At 71.1% G+C, this 14,427-nt stretch carries 13 protein-coding genes; 7 read left to right on the plus strand and 6 right to left on the minus strand.

Translation table 11 applies throughout. The annotated features are described in order from the left end of the window. Window positions 1-10: 10 nt before the first annotated feature. From AC07RM_RS21610 to AC07RM_RS21620, 3 genes are read right to left on the minus strand one after another with little or no spacing between them, the layout of a single operon-like run. A complete protein-coding gene (locus AC07RM_RS21610) occupies window positions 11-1,102 on the minus strand; it encodes a mechanosensitive ion channel family protein (RefSeq protein WP_495335826.1) in 1,092 nt (363 codons plus the stop codon). Beyond that, entirely contained in the window at window positions 1,099-3,375 is a 2,277-nt protein-coding gene (locus AC07RM_RS21615) for an FUSC family protein (RefSeq protein WP_495335827.1), read from the minus strand. Before AC07RM_RS21615 ends, AC07RM_RS21610 begins: the two co-directional genes overlap by 4 nt. After that, window positions 3,375-4,433, minus strand: a complete 1,059-nt coding sequence (locus tag AC07RM_RS21620) for an inositol monophosphatase family protein (RefSeq protein WP_208509205.1) — start codon at window positions 4,431-4,433, stop codon at window positions 3,375-3,377. Before AC07RM_RS21620 ends, AC07RM_RS21615 begins: the two co-directional genes overlap by 1 nt. A gap of 194 nt (window positions 4,434-4,627) precedes the next feature. Between AC07RM_RS21620 and AC07RM_RS21625 the strand changes: the two genes are divergently transcribed. From AC07RM_RS21625 to AC07RM_RS21635, 3 genes are all read left to right on the plus strand, one after another. Continuing rightward, window positions 4,628-5,359: an RNA methyltransferase gene (locus tag AC07RM_RS21625; RefSeq protein WP_431509603.1), complete on the plus strand. Its 732-nt coding sequence runs from the start codon at window positions 4,628-4,630 to the stop codon at window positions 5,357-5,359. 92 nt (window positions 5,360-5,451) lie between these two features. Further along, window positions 5,452-6,222, plus strand: a complete 771-nt coding sequence (gene cysE / locus AC07RM_RS21630; protein WP_093339507.1) for a serine O-acetyltransferase — start codon at window positions 5,452-5,454, stop codon at window positions 6,220-6,222. A gap of 1 nt (window position 6,223) precedes the next feature. After that, window positions 6,224-6,973, plus strand: a complete 750-nt coding sequence (locus tag AC07RM_RS21635; protein WP_495335828.1) for a DUF4303 domain-containing protein — start codon at window positions 6,224-6,226, stop codon at window positions 6,971-6,973. 16 nt (window positions 6,974-6,989) lie between these two features. Here AC07RM_RS21635 and AC07RM_RS21640 read toward each other — a convergent pair whose 3' ends face one another. Beyond that, complete coding sequence (locus AC07RM_RS21640) at window positions 6,990-7,964, minus strand: LysR family transcriptional regulator (protein WP_495335829.1); 975 nt, start codon at window positions 7,962-7,964, stop codon at window positions 6,990-6,992. A 162-nt stretch (window positions 7,965-8,126) separates the two neighbouring features. Between AC07RM_RS21640 and AC07RM_RS21645 the strand changes: the two genes are divergently transcribed. Continuing rightward, window positions 8,127-9,428, plus strand: a complete 1,302-nt coding sequence (locus AC07RM_RS21645) for an MFS transporter (protein ID WP_495335965.1) — start codon at window positions 8,127-8,129, stop codon at window positions 9,426-9,428. Window positions 9,429-9,454: 26 nt separating this feature from the next. Continuing rightward, window positions 9,455-10,477 (plus strand): histone deacetylase family protein, encoded by a 1,023-nt coding sequence (locus tag AC07RM_RS21650; protein ID WP_495335830.1) that lies wholly within the window; start codon window positions 9,455-9,457, stop codon window positions 10,475-10,477. Here AC07RM_RS21650 and cadR read toward each other — a convergent pair. Further along, the gene (gene cadR, locus AC07RM_RS21655; protein WP_296776027.1) at window positions 10,474-10,932 is read right to left on the minus strand and encodes a Cd(II)/Pb(II)-responsive transcriptional regulator; all 459 of its coding nucleotides are present in this window, start codon (window positions 10,930-10,932) and stop codon (window positions 10,474-10,476) included. The two genes, AC07RM_RS21650 and cadR, sit on opposite strands and share 4 nt — an antisense overlap. 118 nt (window positions 10,933-11,050) lie before the next feature. Here cadR and AC07RM_RS21660 point away from each other — a divergent pair, with 118 nt between their 5' ends. Further along, window positions 11,051-13,399 carry a heavy metal translocating P-type ATPase gene (locus tag AC07RM_RS21660; RefSeq protein WP_495335831.1) on the plus strand — a complete coding sequence of 783 codons (2,349 nt, stop codon included), beginning with the start codon at window positions 11,051-11,053 and terminating at the stop codon, window positions 13,397-13,399. A gap of 1 nt (window position 13,400) precedes the next feature. On the opposite strand, the gene AC07RM_RS21665 is transcribed toward AC07RM_RS21660, so the two are convergent. Next, window positions 13,401-13,964 (minus strand): carboxymuconolactone decarboxylase family protein, encoded by a 564-nt coding sequence (locus AC07RM_RS21665; protein WP_495335832.1) that lies wholly within the window; start codon window positions 13,962-13,964, stop codon window positions 13,401-13,403. 112 nt (window positions 13,965-14,076) lie between these two features. Here AC07RM_RS21665 and AC07RM_RS21670 point away from each other — a divergent pair, with 112 nt between their 5' ends. Next, window positions 14,077-14,394 (plus strand): winged helix-turn-helix transcriptional regulator, encoded by a 318-nt coding sequence (locus AC07RM_RS21670; RefSeq protein WP_495335833.1) that lies wholly within the window; start codon window positions 14,077-14,079, stop codon window positions 14,392-14,394. Window positions 14,395-14,427 lie beyond the last annotated feature (33 nt).

Consider the following 14,427-nt stretch of genomic DNA (forward strand, 5'->3'; position numbering starts at 1 on the left):
AGAAGGCCGCTCAGGCCACGGCCTGCGGCTGCAGCGGCCCGGGCTCGCGCTCGGCCGGGTGGTCGTTGCCCACGCGCACCTTCGGCAGGTGCTGCGGGTATTCGCGCTGCATGAAGTCGATCAGCCCCTCGCGCACGTTGCAGCGCAGGTCGAAGGCCAGGCCCGAGGTGGCGGCGGTGCACAGCACGCGGATCTGCATGGTGCGCTCGGTGGCGTCGGTCACGCGCAGGTTGAAGAAGCGGCCGTCCCATTCGGGCGAGGCCTTCACGATGCGCTCGACCTCGGCGCGCAGCGGCGCCAGCGGCATGCCGTAGTCGGCATAGACGAACACCGAGCCGAGGATCTGCGAGGAGTGGCGGGTCCAGTTCTGGAACGGCTTCTCGATGAAGTAGGTCAGCGGCAGGATCAGCCGGCGCTCGTCCCAGATCTTGAGCACGACGAAGGTGCCGGTGATCTCCTCGACGCGGCCCCATTCGCCCTCGACCACGAGCACGTCGTCGATGCGGATCGGCTGCGCGAGCGCGAGCTGCAGGCCGGCGATGAGGTTGCTGAACACGGGCTTGGCCGCGAGGCCGGCCACGATGCCGATCACGCCGGCCGAGGCCAGCAGGCTGGCGCCGACCTGGCGCGCGCCCGGGAAGGTCATGAGCATCATCGCGCCGCCGGCCACCACCACCACGGTCATGGCGGTGCGCGCGAGCACGCGGGTCTGCGTGAGCACGCGGCGCGCCTGCAGGTTGTCGGCCACGTCCGACGGATGCTGCGCGAGCACGCCGTCGGCGAAGCCGCCGATGGCCTTGAGCGCGAGCCAGGTGGTGGCCGCGATCAGCAGCAGGCCGTTGAGGTGGCGCACGTTCTCGATGTAGCGCAGGTCCTCGGGCGTGGCCTGCCACACCATCTGCAGCGCGATCAGCGGCAGCACCGCGCGCGCCGGGGCATGGCAGGCGACCACCATGGCATGGATGGCGGGCGCGGGGCGCGTGATGCGCTTGAGCACCATGCCGCCGATGCGGTGGACGACGAGGGCGACGGGAACGGCGATGACGGCGGCCAGCCAGGTGCCGAACCAGGGATGGGAGAGGATGGATTGCAACAGGGTCATGCCGATGCGAGTCCCGAAGCTTCCTGTTCGTTCAATGCCTGGAGGATCCGGGCCGCATCGTCTCGCAATTGGGTCGACAGCGCGGTCGCCAAGTCGAGCCGGCGCAGCAGCCAGGGACTGATGTCGTTGTCGAAGGGATCGGGCAGCGGGATCGGGCCGCCGACGGCGGTGGAGGCCGTGCTCTCGGGCTGCGTGGGGCCCGAGGTGGGCACCGCGCCGATGGCGGCCTCGATGCGCTGCGTGGTGCGCGCGAGCGGCCCCTCGACCTCGCCGGGCGTGAGGCGGTCGCGCCGCAGCACCAGCATCGACTTGACCGCGCTGAGCTGCGCCAGCAGCTGGTAGCTGTGGGCCTGCAGGTGCTCGAGCGGCTCGACCGGCGGCTGCACCGCGCGCGGTTCGGACAGCGAACGCTGCGTGGCCTGCACCAGCGCCGAGAGGCTGTCGAAGGCCTCGCGGCGCGCCAGCCGCCATTCGAGCTCGGGGCTGCTGTCGACGGTCTGCAACTGGCCCAGGCCGAGCGCGAGCCGCGCATGGCGCGCCTGCGCGGTCAGCACGCGCGCCACCAGCGCCGGGATCTGGCCGCGCTCCCACGAGGGCAGCACGTAGCAGAAGGCCCAGGCGAGCGCGGCGCCGATCAGCGTGTCGGCAATGCGCTCGAACAGCGCGAACAGCGGCGCCGCGCCGGTGTTGAGCATGTGGGCCTGCAGCAGGCCCAGCACGGTGGCCGCCACCGCGGTGATCAGGTAGCGCCGCACCGCGAAGCTGTGGGCGATGGCCTGCGCCACGGTGAGCACGGCCAGCAGCCCGAGCGCCGAGAGATGCGCCGACAGCAGGCCGACCGCGAGCACGCAGCCCAGCAGGGTGCCGGCCACGCGGTGGTTGCGCCGCTCCAGCGTCTGCGAGAGGCTGCCGCGCAGCACCACCACGATGGTCAGCAGGATCCAGTAGTCGTGCGAGCCCCAGGGCATCGAGACCGCGACCGCGTAGCCGGCCGCGATCGCGAGCGCGGCGCGGATCGCGTGGCGCAGCGGCGGCGCGTCCCAGCGCCACAAGGTGAAGAAGGGGCGCCACGACCAGTCGGTGGGGCTCACGAACATCTGCCAATTGGCGCGCACCACGGCGAGGTTGGGCTCGGCGTCGCCGCGCGCCATGGCCGACAGGCGCAGCACCTCGTCGTTGATGTGGCCGATGCGGCTCGCGAGGCCGCGCGCGAGCATGGCGGCATTGGGGCCGGGCAGCATGGGATGCGGGTGGCCGGCCGAATCCTCGCCGTCGACGTGGATCGCCGCGAGGCGCGGCCGGCGGTCGGCCACGAGGTGCGGGTGGCGGCCCATGAGCAGCGCGTCGGCCAGCGCGATCGTGTCCTCGGCCAGTTCCTCGAGCACGCAGCGCATCTCGACCAGCGCGTCAGCATGGGCGGGATGGGTCTTGAGGGCATCGAGGTCGAGCTCGCTCGCGAGCAGCTGGTCGCGCATCTCGAGCACGATCACCAGCATCGCGGCCAGCCGCTGGCGGCGCGGCGTGCGCGGCGACTCGAGCACGATGTCGCGCGTGGCCTGCAGCTGGTCGGCCAGCGCGGCCTGTTCGCGCAGCAGGCGGCCCAGCATCGGCGCGGGGGTCTCGCGCACGTCGCCGGTCTCGTCCTTGGGCGTGAACTGGCTGGCCTCGGTGCGCATCAGCGCGGCCAGCGAATACAGCACGTCGGCCACCGACTGCACGCGGTAGCGTGTGTTGAGGATCAGGTTGGCGAGCACCGACCACACCACGTACAGCCCGGCGCCGAGGCCGAAGTGCCAGGTGCGCTCGATGGCTTCGGCCATGCCGTGCGGCGTGGGCGTGGCCATGGAGAAGATCATCGAGAACATCACGGCGATCGCGATCGGGATGCCGCGCTTGCCCCAGGCCATGGCCAGGAAGGCGAAGAAGGTGGCCGGCACCAGCAGCAGGCCGAGCCGGATCGGCGCGGCGTGCAGCAGCTGCACGGCGAAGAACAGCGGCAGCCCGATCAGCGGTGCCGGCAGCATCTGCCAGAACTTGCCGCGGCGCGGGCCCGGCAGGTCGGGCGGCGCGGTGACGATCACGCCGACCGCGGCCGAGGAGGCCGCGATGGTACCGAGCCAGAAATGCACGCCGCCCGAAATGAACAGCAGGCCGAGCGCGACCGTGAGGCCGCTGGCGACGTAGTGGCTCAGCGCGATGCGCAGCGCGGCGCGCAGGCGCTGCTGCAGCACCGAGGCCTGGGTCTCGCCGCCGATGGCGCGGGCCCCTGCCATCACTTGGCGGAAGCGTCGCCCTCGAACGGGCCGGTGGCGGCGGGGGCGTCGCGGCGGATGCGGGTGAGCTTGCGCTTGGCCGGGGCGGCGGTGGCGGCGGGTGCCTCCGCGTTCTGGTCGTCCTCGGCCGGGCCCATCTCGGTCACGGTGCTGCGCGCGTAGATGTCGGCCGAGCCCTCGGTCTGGGGCTTGCTCGCGGCGGCGATCGCGCGCACGCGGTCGCTGGCGCGCAGCTTGTCGTCGACGCTCGCGAACTTCGAGTACTTGGCCAAGAGCGGCACCAGCTGGCCGTAGATGCGCGGCGCGCCGGCCAGGCATTCGCGCTGGTCGATGAAGTCGGGCTCGCCCGTGAAGTTGCCGATCAGGCCACCGGCCTCGGTCACCAGCAGCGAGCCGGCCGCCACGTCCCAGGGGTTGAGGCCGGTCTCGAAGAAGGCATCGGTGAAGCCGGCCGCCACGTAGGCGAGGTCGAGCGCGGCGGCGCCGGGGCGGCGCAGGCCGGCCATGCGCGGCATCAGGTCGGCCATGATGGCCAGGTACTGCTTGAAGTTGTCGCCGGTGCGGAACGGGAAGCCGGTGGCCACCAGCGATTCGGACAGCCGGGTGCGCTTGGAGACGCGGATGCGGCGGTCGTTGACATAGGCGCCGCGGCCCTTGGTGGCAGTGAACAGGTCGTTGCGCGTGGGGTCGTAGACGACCGCCTGCTCGATCTTGCCGCGCACCGACAGCGCGATCGACACGCAGTAGAACGGGAAGCCGTGGATGAAGTTGGTGGTGCCGTCGAGGGGATCGATGATCCAGACGTAGTCGGAATCCTTGGCGCCATGCTCGGAGCCCGATTCCTCGGCCAGGATGCCGTGCCCCGGATACGCCGTGAGAAGCGTTTCGATGATGGCCTGCTCGCTTGCGTGGTCGATCTCGGTGACGAAATCGTTCACATGCTTCTGGGAGATGCGCACGGCCTCGACGTCGAGCGCGGCGCGGTTGATGATGGCGCCGGCGGCGCGAGCGGCCTTCACGGCCACGTTGAGCATGGGATGCAGGTTGGGGGACGACATTCTGAATTGTGAGCGTGAGCGGAACGCCTGCGCGGACCCGGCAAAGGCCCGGGTGGCCACGGCTGTCGTTCCTGACTGACTGGAAGAACTGGGGGTGGGACCCTGAAGGACCCGGAAACCGGCCCGGCGATGCGGGCGGCGAGAATCGAGGGATTTTAACGGCTCGGCCGGTCCCTGTCTCCCCACCCCTTTTCATGCGCACCCGTTTCATCCTGATCCAGACCAGCCACGCCGGCAACGTGGGCGCCGCCGCCCGCGCCATGAAGACCATGGGTTTCGGCGAACTCGTGCTGGTGGCGCCGCGCTGGGCCAACGTGCTGCGGCGCGAGGAAACCATCCAGCGCGCGAGCGGCGCGCTCGACGTGCTGGCCAACGCGCGCATCGTCGAGACCCTCGACGAGGCCCTCGACGGCGTGACCCACCTGTGCGCCACCGCGATGGTGCCGCGCGACTTCGGCCCGCCCACGCGCACGCCGCGCGAGCACCTCGGAGCGCTGGCCGCGCAGGGCGAGGCGCACGTGGCCTTCCTGTTCGGCTCCGAGCGCTTCGGCATGCGCAACGAGGACGTCTACCGCTGCCACGTCGCCCTGAGCATCCCCACCGACCCGAACTTCGGCTCGCTCAACCTCGGCGCCGCGATCCAGGTGATCGCCTACGAATGGCGGCTCGCGCTCGGCGGCTTCGAGGTGCGCGACGCGGTCGCGCCGCCGCCGGCGGCCGATGCCCAGGCCGTGGCCGGCATGCTCGAGCACTGGGAGCGCTCGCTGGTGGAGGTGGGCTTCCTCGATCCCGAGGCGCCCAAGAAGCTGATGCCGCGGCTGCAGCAGCTGTTCAACCGGGCCCAGCCCACGGCCGAGGAGATCCACATCCTGCGCGGCATCGCCAAGGCGATGAGCGAGGCCGCAGCCGGCAAGATCCGGCGCTGAGCGGGCCTAAAACCCCATCGCCCGTACGCGATGAGGGCCGGCTATAGACTGCGCGGCCCCCATCGTCATAACCAAAATATCCGAAGGCAGCGATGTTCTCTCGCCTGCGCGCCGACATCCGGTGCATCCTCGAACGCGACCCGGCCGCGCGCAGCGCCTGGGAGGTGCTCACGGTCTATCCGGGCCTGCATGCCGTGGTGCTGCATCGCTGGGCGCATGCCTGTTGGAACCATGGCTTCAAGTGGCCCGCGCGCTTCATCGCGCACATGGCGCGCTGGCTCACTGGCATCGAGATCCACCCGGCCGCCAAGATCGGCCGCGAGGTGTTCTTCGACCACGCCATGGGCGTGGTGATCGGCGAGACCGCCGAGGTCGGCGACGGCTGCACCATCTACCAGGGCGTGACCCTGGGCGGCACCTCGCTCTACAAGGGCACCAAGCGCCATCCGACCCTGGGCCGCAACGTGGTGGTGAGCGCCGGCGCCAAGGTGCTGGGCGGCTTCGTGGTGGGCGACGGCGCCAAGATCGGCAGCAATGCGGTGGTCATCAAGCCGGTGCCGGCCGGCGCGACCGCGGTCGGCATCCCGGCGCGCATCATCCCGTCGAAGGCCGGCGAGAGCGCCGACGTGACCGTGCCGCAGAAATTCAGCGCCTACGGCATCACGCAGGACGACGACCCGCTGAGCCAGGCGATGCGCGGCCTGATCGACAACGCCTCGAGCCAGGAGCACCAGATCGCGCTGCTGTGGCAGGCGATCGAGAAGCTCTCGGCCCATCCCGGCACCAAGGACTGCGTGCCCGGCGACGCGGCGCGCGACGAGTGCTTCGAGGCCGAGAAGCTCACGCAGCTGGTGGGGAAGTGACGTGAGCTGGGCGCTGTTCCATCGTTTCGAGGACGAGCGGCCCACCGACTTCCACGAGCTGCGGCAGTTCGGCAACTCGCTGTGGGCCGCGAGCGGCAAGATGCAGACCTGGGGGCGCTCGAGCGTCGCCGAGTTCGCCAGTCCCCAGGCCGCCGAGGAGGCCCTGGCGCAGCGCAGCCGCGAGATCGAGGCCCAGGGCTACGTGCGGGTGCGCCAAGGCATCCACGACCCCGCCCGCGTCGACTTCGCGCTGCTCACGACCGAGATCCGCGAGGGCGCCCGCCGCGCCTTCGAGGCCATTCGCGCGGCCGAGCCCGACCGGACCTTCCGGCTTTTCGCGCTGGGCAGCGACGAGAGCGCGATGACCATCGTCCACGCCGCCAGCGACCTCGTCCTGGGCGAACCGGGCGAGATGGAGGACGAAAGCGAGATCTGGAGCTCCGGCGAATGGTCCCACGGCGAGGGCGGCGAGTTCCTCGACATCGCCTACCGCATGATCCTGGCCTGCCACCGCGAGGACCTGCCCTGCGGCGTCGAGTTCGACGTGCTGCACGACGGCCTCTTCGAGGCCTGCATCGCCGCGATGGCACAGCTCGATGGCGAGGGATTCTTCGGCACCGGCGCCGCACGCGAGGAGGTGGTGCTGCTGTGCCAGGTCGAGGGCGGCGAGGACATGGAAGGCTCGGTCGCCCGGCTCAACACCGCGCGCGTGGCGGGTCGGCTCCAGCGCTGGATCGATCTCTGCCAATGAAGGCCGGGCCGGGCCTTCAGCCCGGCACCATGCTCAGCCGCTCGGTCAGCGAGTAGCGCTGCATCGTGCGCTCCATGGCCTCGAGGAAGGCCTGCTCCGCGGCGTTCATCTTGCGTGCGCGCAGCCACATCAGCTGGATGTCGACGTCGGTCACGCCCTCGTCGGGCGGCAGGCGCCACAGGCGCTGCTGCGCCAGGTCCTCGCGCACGATGTGCTCGGGCAGGCAGCCGATGCCGAAGCCCGCGAAGATCATGCGCCGCACCTCGTCCAGGCTCGACGAGGCGGCCACGATGCGGCCCGTGAAGCCGCGCGTGTCGCGGAACACCGTGAGCGGCGAGAGGCTGTCGCCGAGCTGGTCGCTGGTGAAGGAGACGAAGTTCTCGGCCAGCAGGTCGTTCGTCGTCAGCCCGTGGCGGCCGAACAGCCGGTGGTGGCGGCCGCAGAAGATCGCGTAGCGCTGGCGCATGAAGCAGCGCAGGTCCAGCCGCTCGTCGGGCGCGCGGCACAGCCCGAGGCCGACGGTCGCGGTCTTCTGCAGCAGCGAGGAGATGATGTCCGAGGAGCGCATCACCTCGATCTGCAGCTCGATGCGCGGATAGGTCTGGTGGAAGTCGGCCAGGAACTGGTCGTAGACGGCCGACTGCATGCGGCTGAGCGACAGCAGCCGCACCGAGCCCGCGACCTCGTCGCGCCGCTCGTCGAGCTCGCTCTCCAGCCGCGACACGTGGCCGTAGATGTCGCTCGCGATGCGGAACACCTCCTCGCCCGCGCGCGTGGGCTCGAAGCGCGCGCCGTGGCGCTGGATCAGACGGCAGTCCAGCGACTCCTCGAGCCGCTTGAGCGCCTGGCTCACCGCGGGCTGCGTGACGTGCAGGCGCGCGGCGGCCCGGCTCACGCCGCGCTCCTGCACGATCACGAGGAAGGTGCGCAGCAGGTTCCAGTCGAGCCGGTCGTTGAGGAAGCGGGCCTTGTCGAGGTTGGGCGAGGTCATGGGCGGTGGTTCTCCGCCTTCAAGATTAGCTCAACTTATGTGAAAAATAAAAAACAGAAATTTGACTGATATTTGGGCGCTGACGATAGTCCGGGCTCGCCTGCGGCCTTCGCCGCGGCACCCGGAGGAGACACCTTGAACACAGCCAACCCGGCGGCCTCGATGCCGTCCGCCGCCCCGGTCCGCCAACCCGCCCGCGCGGCGGCCGCGGCCTTCGTCGGAACCATGATCGAGTGGTACGACTTCTACATCTACGCCACGGCCGCCGCGCTGGTGTTCGGCGCGCTGTACTTCCCCTCGCAGGACCCGTTCCTGAGCACGATGGCCTCGTTCGGCACCTTCGCCGTCGGCTTCTTCGCGCGGCCGCTGGGCGCGGTGGTGTTCGGCCACATCGGCGACCGGATCGGCCGCAAGAAGGCGCTGATGGCCACCATCGTGATGATGGGCATCGCCACCGTCTGCATCGGCCTGCTGCCCACCTACGGCCAGATCGGCGTGCTGGCGCCGGTGCTGCTGATCGTGCTGCGCGTCGTGCAGGGCATCGCGGTCGGCGGCGAATGGGGCGGGGCGGTGCTGATGGCCGGCGAACACGCGCCCAAGGGCCGCCGCACCTTCTTCGCCTCGTTCGCGCAGCTCGGCAGCCCGGCCGGGCTGATCCTGTCGCTGGTCGCGTTCCGCCTGGTCTCGACCATGGACCCGGCCGACTTCCTCTCGTGGGGCTGGCGCCTGCCGTTCCTGGCCAGCGCCGTGCTGCTGCTGGTGGGCGCCTGCATCCGCCTCGGCGTGCACGAGTCGCCCGAGTTCGAGCAGGAGAAGCGCTCGCGGCTCACGGTGAAGCTGCCCATTGCCGAGGTGTTCCGTTCCTCGGGACTGCTGGTGGCGCTGTGCATCGGCGCCAACACGCTCGGCGTGGCCGGCGTGTACTTCACCAACACCTTCATGATCGCGTACACGACCACCTACCTGGGCGTGACGAAGTCGGTGATCCTCGACTGCCTGTTCCTGGTCGCGATCATCCAGTTCGTGGCGCAGCCGCTGGCCGCGCTGCTGGCCGAGAAGATCGGCGGCGCGCGCTTCCTCAAGCTCAGCGCCTTCCTCGCGATGCTCTCGCCCTACCCGATGTTCCTGCTGGTGCAGGGCACCAGCGTGCCGTCGATGGTGCTGGGCATCGCGCTCGCGGTGGTCTGCCTGTCGAGCTTCTATTCGGTGATCGCGGGCTTCGTGAGCGGCGTGTTCCCGACGCGCGTGCGCTACTCGGCGATCTCGATCGGCTACCACGTGTGCGGCGCGATCGCGGGCGGCCTGACCCCGCTGGTGGGCACCTACCTGGCGCACCGCTTCGTCGGCCAGTGGTGGCCGCTGGCCGTCTTCTTCACGGGCCTGGCCGGCGTGTCGCTGGCCTGCGTGATGGCACTCGATGCGCTCAGGCACCGCCGCGCCGATGCCGGCGCCCCCGAGCACTGACCCGCAACGACACCGATCCGATTCCGATGCTGACCTACTTCCATCCCGAGCAACTGAAGCACCATCCGCAGAGCTACCTCTCGCGCGGCCGCATGCGCACGCCGCAGGAGGTGCCCGAGCGCGCGCTGCGGCTGCTGCGCGCCGCGCGCGCGCTGGGCTTCGAGGTGCGCGAGCCCGCCGACCACGGCGCCGCGCCGCTCGCGGCCGTGCACGGCATGAACTACCTGCGCTTCCTCGAGGAGGCGCATGCCGAGTGGCGGGTCGCGGGCCCCGACTGGGGCGACGAGGTGATGTCGAACATCTACGTGCGCGAAGGCAACGCGCTGCGCGGCGTGCTCGCGCAGGCCGCGCGCTACCTGACCGACGGCAGCTGCCCGGTGGGCGCGCAGACCTGGCGCTCGGCCTACGGGTCCGCGCAGTCGGCGCTGGCCGGCGCGCAGGCGCTGCTGGCCGGCGAACGCGAGGCCTATGCGCTGTGCCGTCCGCCCGGCCACCATGCGCGCGCCGAGGGCGCCGGCGGCTTCTGCTACCTGAACAACGCGGCCATCGCGGCGCAGGCGCTGCGCGCGCAGCATGCGCGCGTGGCGGTGCTCGACACCGACATGCACCACGGCCAGGGCGTGCAGGAGATCTTCTACGAGCGCGCCGACGTGCTCTACGTCTCGATCCATGGCGACCCGACCAACTTCTACCCGGTGGTCGCGGGCCACGAGGACGAGTGCGGCGCCGGTGCCGGCCTGGGCTTCAACCTCAACCTGCCGATGCCCCATGGCGCCAGCGAGGCGCTGTTCTTCGACCGGCTCGACGCGGCGGCCCGCGCGCTGCGGCGCTACCAGCCCGATGCGCTGGTGCTGGCGCTGGGCTTCGACATCTACCACGAGGATCCGCAGTCGCGCGTCTCGGTGACCACGCCGGGCTTCGCTCGCCTGGGCGAGGCGATCGGCGGGTTGAAGCTGCCGACCCTGATCGTGCAGGAGGGCGGCTACCACCTCGACAGCCTCGAACGGAACGCGGCCGCGTTCTTCAGGGGCTTCGCGCGCGAGCGCTAGCGGCGCGCGTGCAGCGCGCCGTGCACGTGGCCCGCGTGCTGGCCGAAGCCCTCGGGCTCGAGCGCGACTGCGTCGAGCTCCTGGATGATCCCGCAGGGCTGGGCCGAGTCGGCGCCGCCGCATTGCTGGCGCAGCGCCTTCAGCTGCTTCTCGAGCGTGCGCAGTTCGGCGATGCGCGCCGCCACGTGGCCGATGTGGTCGTCGAGCAGCTGGTTGACCTCGCCGCAGTCCTCCTGCGGCGCATCGCGGAATTTCAGCAGGCTGCGGATCTCGTCGAGCGTCATGTCGAGCGAGCGGCAGCGGCGCACGAAGCCCAGGCGCTGCGCGTGGTCCTCGCCGTAGATGCGGTAGTTGCCCTCGGTGCGCGCGGGCGCGGGCAGCAGGCCTTCGCGCTCGTAGTAGCGGATGGTCTCGACGGGCGTGTTCGCGGCCTTGGCCAGATCACCGATTTTCATGATGCGGCAGATGGAAGGCTGGCGGGCGGGCCGGGCCGTGGTGGCCGGCGAAGCCCCGCCAGCGGGTGGGGGAACTGCGTTTGACTCTACACCTGCTTCAGGGTTTTCAATCGAGCCCATGACGAACCAGAACACGCTCGACAGGGATATTCGGGGGGGCACGGCGCCCGCCGACGCGCACGGCCACGACCATGGCCATGCGCACGATCACGGCCATGCGCCCGCGGCCGCGCCGCCCGCGCACGACGCCTGCTGCAGCCACACGGGCTGCGGCTCGGCCTCGGTGTCGACCTTCGTGTCGGCGCCGGAGCCGGCCGACCTGCCCAAAGGCGCGACGCTGTTCCGCATTCCCACCATGGACTGCGCGGTCGAGGAGTCCGAGATCCGCCGCGCGCTCGAGCCCGTGGCCGGCATCGGCGCGCTGCGCTTCCGGCTCGGCGAACGCACCATGGCGATCACCGCCGACGCAGCGGCGCTGGCCGAGGCCCTGGCGGCGATCCGCAAGGCCGGCTTCAAGCCCGAGCCGGTGGCCGCGCCCGCGCCGGGCGCGGCGCGCAGCATCGAGCCCGCGGGCTGGAAGAGCGCCGGCCTCGCGCGCCTGGTCGCGGCGCTGGTGCTCGCCATCGGCGCCGAGTCCGTCTCCTTCCTCGCGCTCGAGGGCCGGGGCTTCATGGTCTTCGAGATGGGGCTCGCGCTCGCGGCGATCGCGCTCGCGGGCCTCGACACCTACAAGAAGGGCTTCGCGGCGCTGGTGCGCGGCCGGCTCAACATCAATGCGCTGATGGCGGTGGCCGTGACCGGCGCCTTCTTCATCGGCCAGTGGCCCGAGGCCGCGATGGTGATGGCGCTCTATGCGATCGCCGAGCTGATCGAGGCGCGCGCCGTGGACCGCGCGCGCAATGCGATCCAGAGCCTGCTGGCGCTGGCGCCCGAGCAGGCCGAGGTGCGCCAGCCCGATGGCGGCTGGCGGACGGTGCCCGCGAGCGAGGTGCCGTTGGGCGCGGTGGTGCGCATCCGCCCCGGCGAGCGCGTGGCGCTCGACGGCGTGGTCACGGCCGGCAGCAGCGCGATCGACCAGGCGCCGGTCACGGGCGAGAGCATCCCGGTCGACAAGACCGTGGGCGACACCGTCTTCGCCGGCACCATCAACCAGACCGCGGGGCTCGAGTTCCGCGTCACCGCGGTGGCCGCCAACACCACGCTGGCGCGCATCATCCACGCGGTGGAGGAGGCGCAGGGCACGCGCGCGCCCACGCAGCGCTTCGTCGACCGCTTCGCCGCGATCTACACGCCGGCCGTGTTCGCGATCGCGCTGGCCATCGCGCTGTTCACGCCCTGGGCCATGGGCTGGACCTGGCTCGAGGCGATCTACAAGGCGCTGGTGCTGCTGGTCATCGCCTGCCCCTGCGCGCTGGTGATCTCCACGCCGGTGACGGTGGTGAGCGCGCTGGCCTCGGCCGCGCGGCGCGGCATCCTGATCAAGGGCGGCACCTACCTCGAGGAGGCGCGCAAGCTCAAGGCGGTGGCGCTCGACAAGACCGGCACCATCACCGAGGGCAAGCCCAGGCTGGTCAAATCCGAGGTGCTCGGCGCCACGGCCGGCGGCGACGCGGCCGTGCTCGCCATCGCGGCCAGCATCGCGGGGCGCTCCGACCATCCGGTCTCCCGGGCCATCGCCGAGGGGCTGAAGTCGGTCGACCATGCGCTCGAGGAAGTGCAGGACTTCGCGGCGCTGCCCGGCCGCGGCGTGGAAGCCGTGCACGGCGGCCAACGCTACGCACTGGCCAACCACCGCCTGATCGAGGAGCGCGGCCTTTGCACGCCCGCGATCGAGGCCGCGCTGAAGCGCCACGAGGAGGCCGGCCGCACGGTCACCCTGCTGGCTTCGGAACAGGCGGTGCTCGCGCTGTTCGCGGTGGCCGACACCATCAAGCCCTCGTCGCAGGCCGCGGTCGCCGAACTGCGCGCGCTCGGCGTGGTGCCCGTGATGCTGACCGGCGACAACGCCGCCACCGCCCGGACCATCGGCGCGCATGCCGGCATCGAGGACGTGCGCGGCAACCTGCTGCCCGAGGAGAAGCTCGATGCCGTGAAGGCGATGCAGCAGCGCTACGGCATGGCCGCCATGACCGGCGATGGCATCAACGACGCGCCCGCGCTCGCGCAGGCCGACATCGGCTTCGCGATGGGCGGCGCCGGCACCGACACCGCGATGGAGGCGGCCGACGTGGTCATCATGAACGACGACCTGCGCCGCATCCCCGAGACCATCCGGCTGTCGCGCCGCGCGCATGCCGTGCTGTGGCAGAACATCACGCTGGCGCTCGGCATCAAGGGCGTGTTCTTCGTGCTCGCGGTGTTCGGCAGCGCGACCATGTGGATGGCCGTGTTCGCCGACATGGGCGCGAGCCTGCTGGTGGTGGCGAACGGGCTGCGCCTGATGCGCGCCGAGAAGAACGCCGCCTGAGCTACCAGCGCGCGGCCCAGCGCTCGAGCGGCACGCGCGCCGCGTTGCAGACGTAGCTCACCGCGTGGTACCAGCCCGCGAGCATCATCAGTTCGAGCAGTTGCGCGTGGTCCCAGTGCTCGCCGAGGGCGTGCCACAACGCATCGTCGATGTCGCCCGTGTCGTGCAGTTGGTCGACCATGCGCAGCAGCAGGGCATCGCGCGGCTGCAGCGTGGACAGGTCGGCGTCGCGCGCGGCGGTTGCCCGCCGCTCGGCCTCGCCGAGGCCGGCCGCGTCGGCGAAGCCGCTCCAGTGCACGCCCCATTCGTACTCGGCGCCGCAGCGCGCGCACACGCGCAGGATCACGAGCTCGCGCTCGCGCAGCGAGATCGAGGCCTTGCGGCCCAGGAAGTGGCGGCCGAGCTCGAGCGTGCGCTCGGCGAGCCGGGGATTCACGGCCATCACCCGGAACAGGCCCAGCACCTCGGGGGCCTGCGGTGGCGTCATGCGCGTGAGCAGTTCGGCGATGCCTTCGGGGTAGGGCGCCTCGAGCGGCGGGATGCGGGGCGCGGTCTCTGCAGTCATGGGAACTCCTTGCATAGAATGGCTCGAAATCGCTACGAAATCCGTAGCGATGCTCCAGTCTATCGCTACGAAATGCGTAGCGAAGTAACGCACGCGACTCGCCCAACGAACCATGCAAGAGAACGAACCCGCCGAAGCCCCCGCAGTGCACCGCCGCCCCGTCATGCGGCTGCTCGAGCAGCTCGGCCGCAAGGGCACGCTGCGCGTGTTGTGGGAGCTGCGCGACGGCCAGTCGCAGAGCTTTCGCGCGCTGCGCACCAGCTGCGGCGAGATGTCGCCCTCGGTGCTCAACGACCGCCTCAAGGAGCTGCGCGCCACCGGGATCGTGGCGCTGGGCGACGCGGGCTATGCGCTGACCGAGTCGGGCGCCGAGCTGGTGCGGCGGCTGAAGCCGCTCAACCAGTGGGCCGACCGCTGGTTCGCCCCATGACTTAGGGCACTTCCGAGCGCCGGGGGCGGTCCC

This window comes from Variovorax sp. GW821-FHT09B05, from assembly GCF_059418265.1.

Bases quoted from the DNA above. Each gene is read 5' to 3' on its own strand.
- AC07RM_RS21650 (WP_495335830.1), top strand. From the start codon at position 9,455: ATGCTGACCTACTTCCATCCCGAGCAACTGAAGCACCATCCGCAGAGC.
- AC07RM_RS21625 (WP_431509603.1), top strand. From the start codon at position 4,628: ATGCGCACCCGTTTCATCCTGATCCAGACCAGCCACGCCGGCAACGTG.
- AC07RM_RS21660 (WP_495335831.1), top strand. From the start codon at position 11,051: ATGACGAACCAGAACACGCTCGACAGGGATATTCGGGGGGGCACGGCG.
- AC07RM_RS21620 (WP_208509205.1), bottom strand. From the start codon at position 4,433: ATGTCGTCCCCCAACCTGCATCCCATGCTCAACGTGGCCGTGAAGGCC.
- AC07RM_RS21615 (WP_495335827.1), bottom strand. From the start codon at position 3,375: ATGGCAGGGGCCCGCGCCATCGGCGGCGAGACCCAGGCCTCGGTGCTG.
- AC07RM_RS21670 (WP_495335833.1), top strand. From the start codon at position 14,077: ATGCAAGAGAACGAACCCGCCGAAGCCCCCGCAGTGCACCGCCGCCCC.
- cysE (WP_093339507.1), top strand. From the start codon at position 5,452: ATGTTCTCTCGCCTGCGCGCCGACATCCGGTGCATCCTCGAACGCGAC.
- AC07RM_RS21610 (WP_495335826.1), bottom strand. From the start codon at position 1,102: ATGACCCTGTTGCAATCCATCCTCTCCCATCCCTGGTTCGGCACCTGG.
- AC07RM_RS21640 (WP_495335829.1), bottom strand. From the start codon at position 7,964: ATGACCTCGCCCAACCTCGACAAGGCCCGCTTCCTCAACGACCGGCTC.
- AC07RM_RS21665 (WP_495335832.1), bottom strand. From the start codon at position 13,964: ATGACTGCAGAGACCGCGCCCCGCATCCCGCCGCTCGAGGCGCCCTAC.
- cadR (WP_296776027.1), bottom strand. From the start codon at position 10,932: ATGAAAATCGGTGATCTGGCCAAGGCCGCGAACACGCCCGTCGAGACC.
- AC07RM_RS21645 (WP_495335965.1), top strand. From the start codon at position 8,127: ATGCCGTCCGCCGCCCCGGTCCGCCAACCCGCCCGCGCGGCGGCCGCG.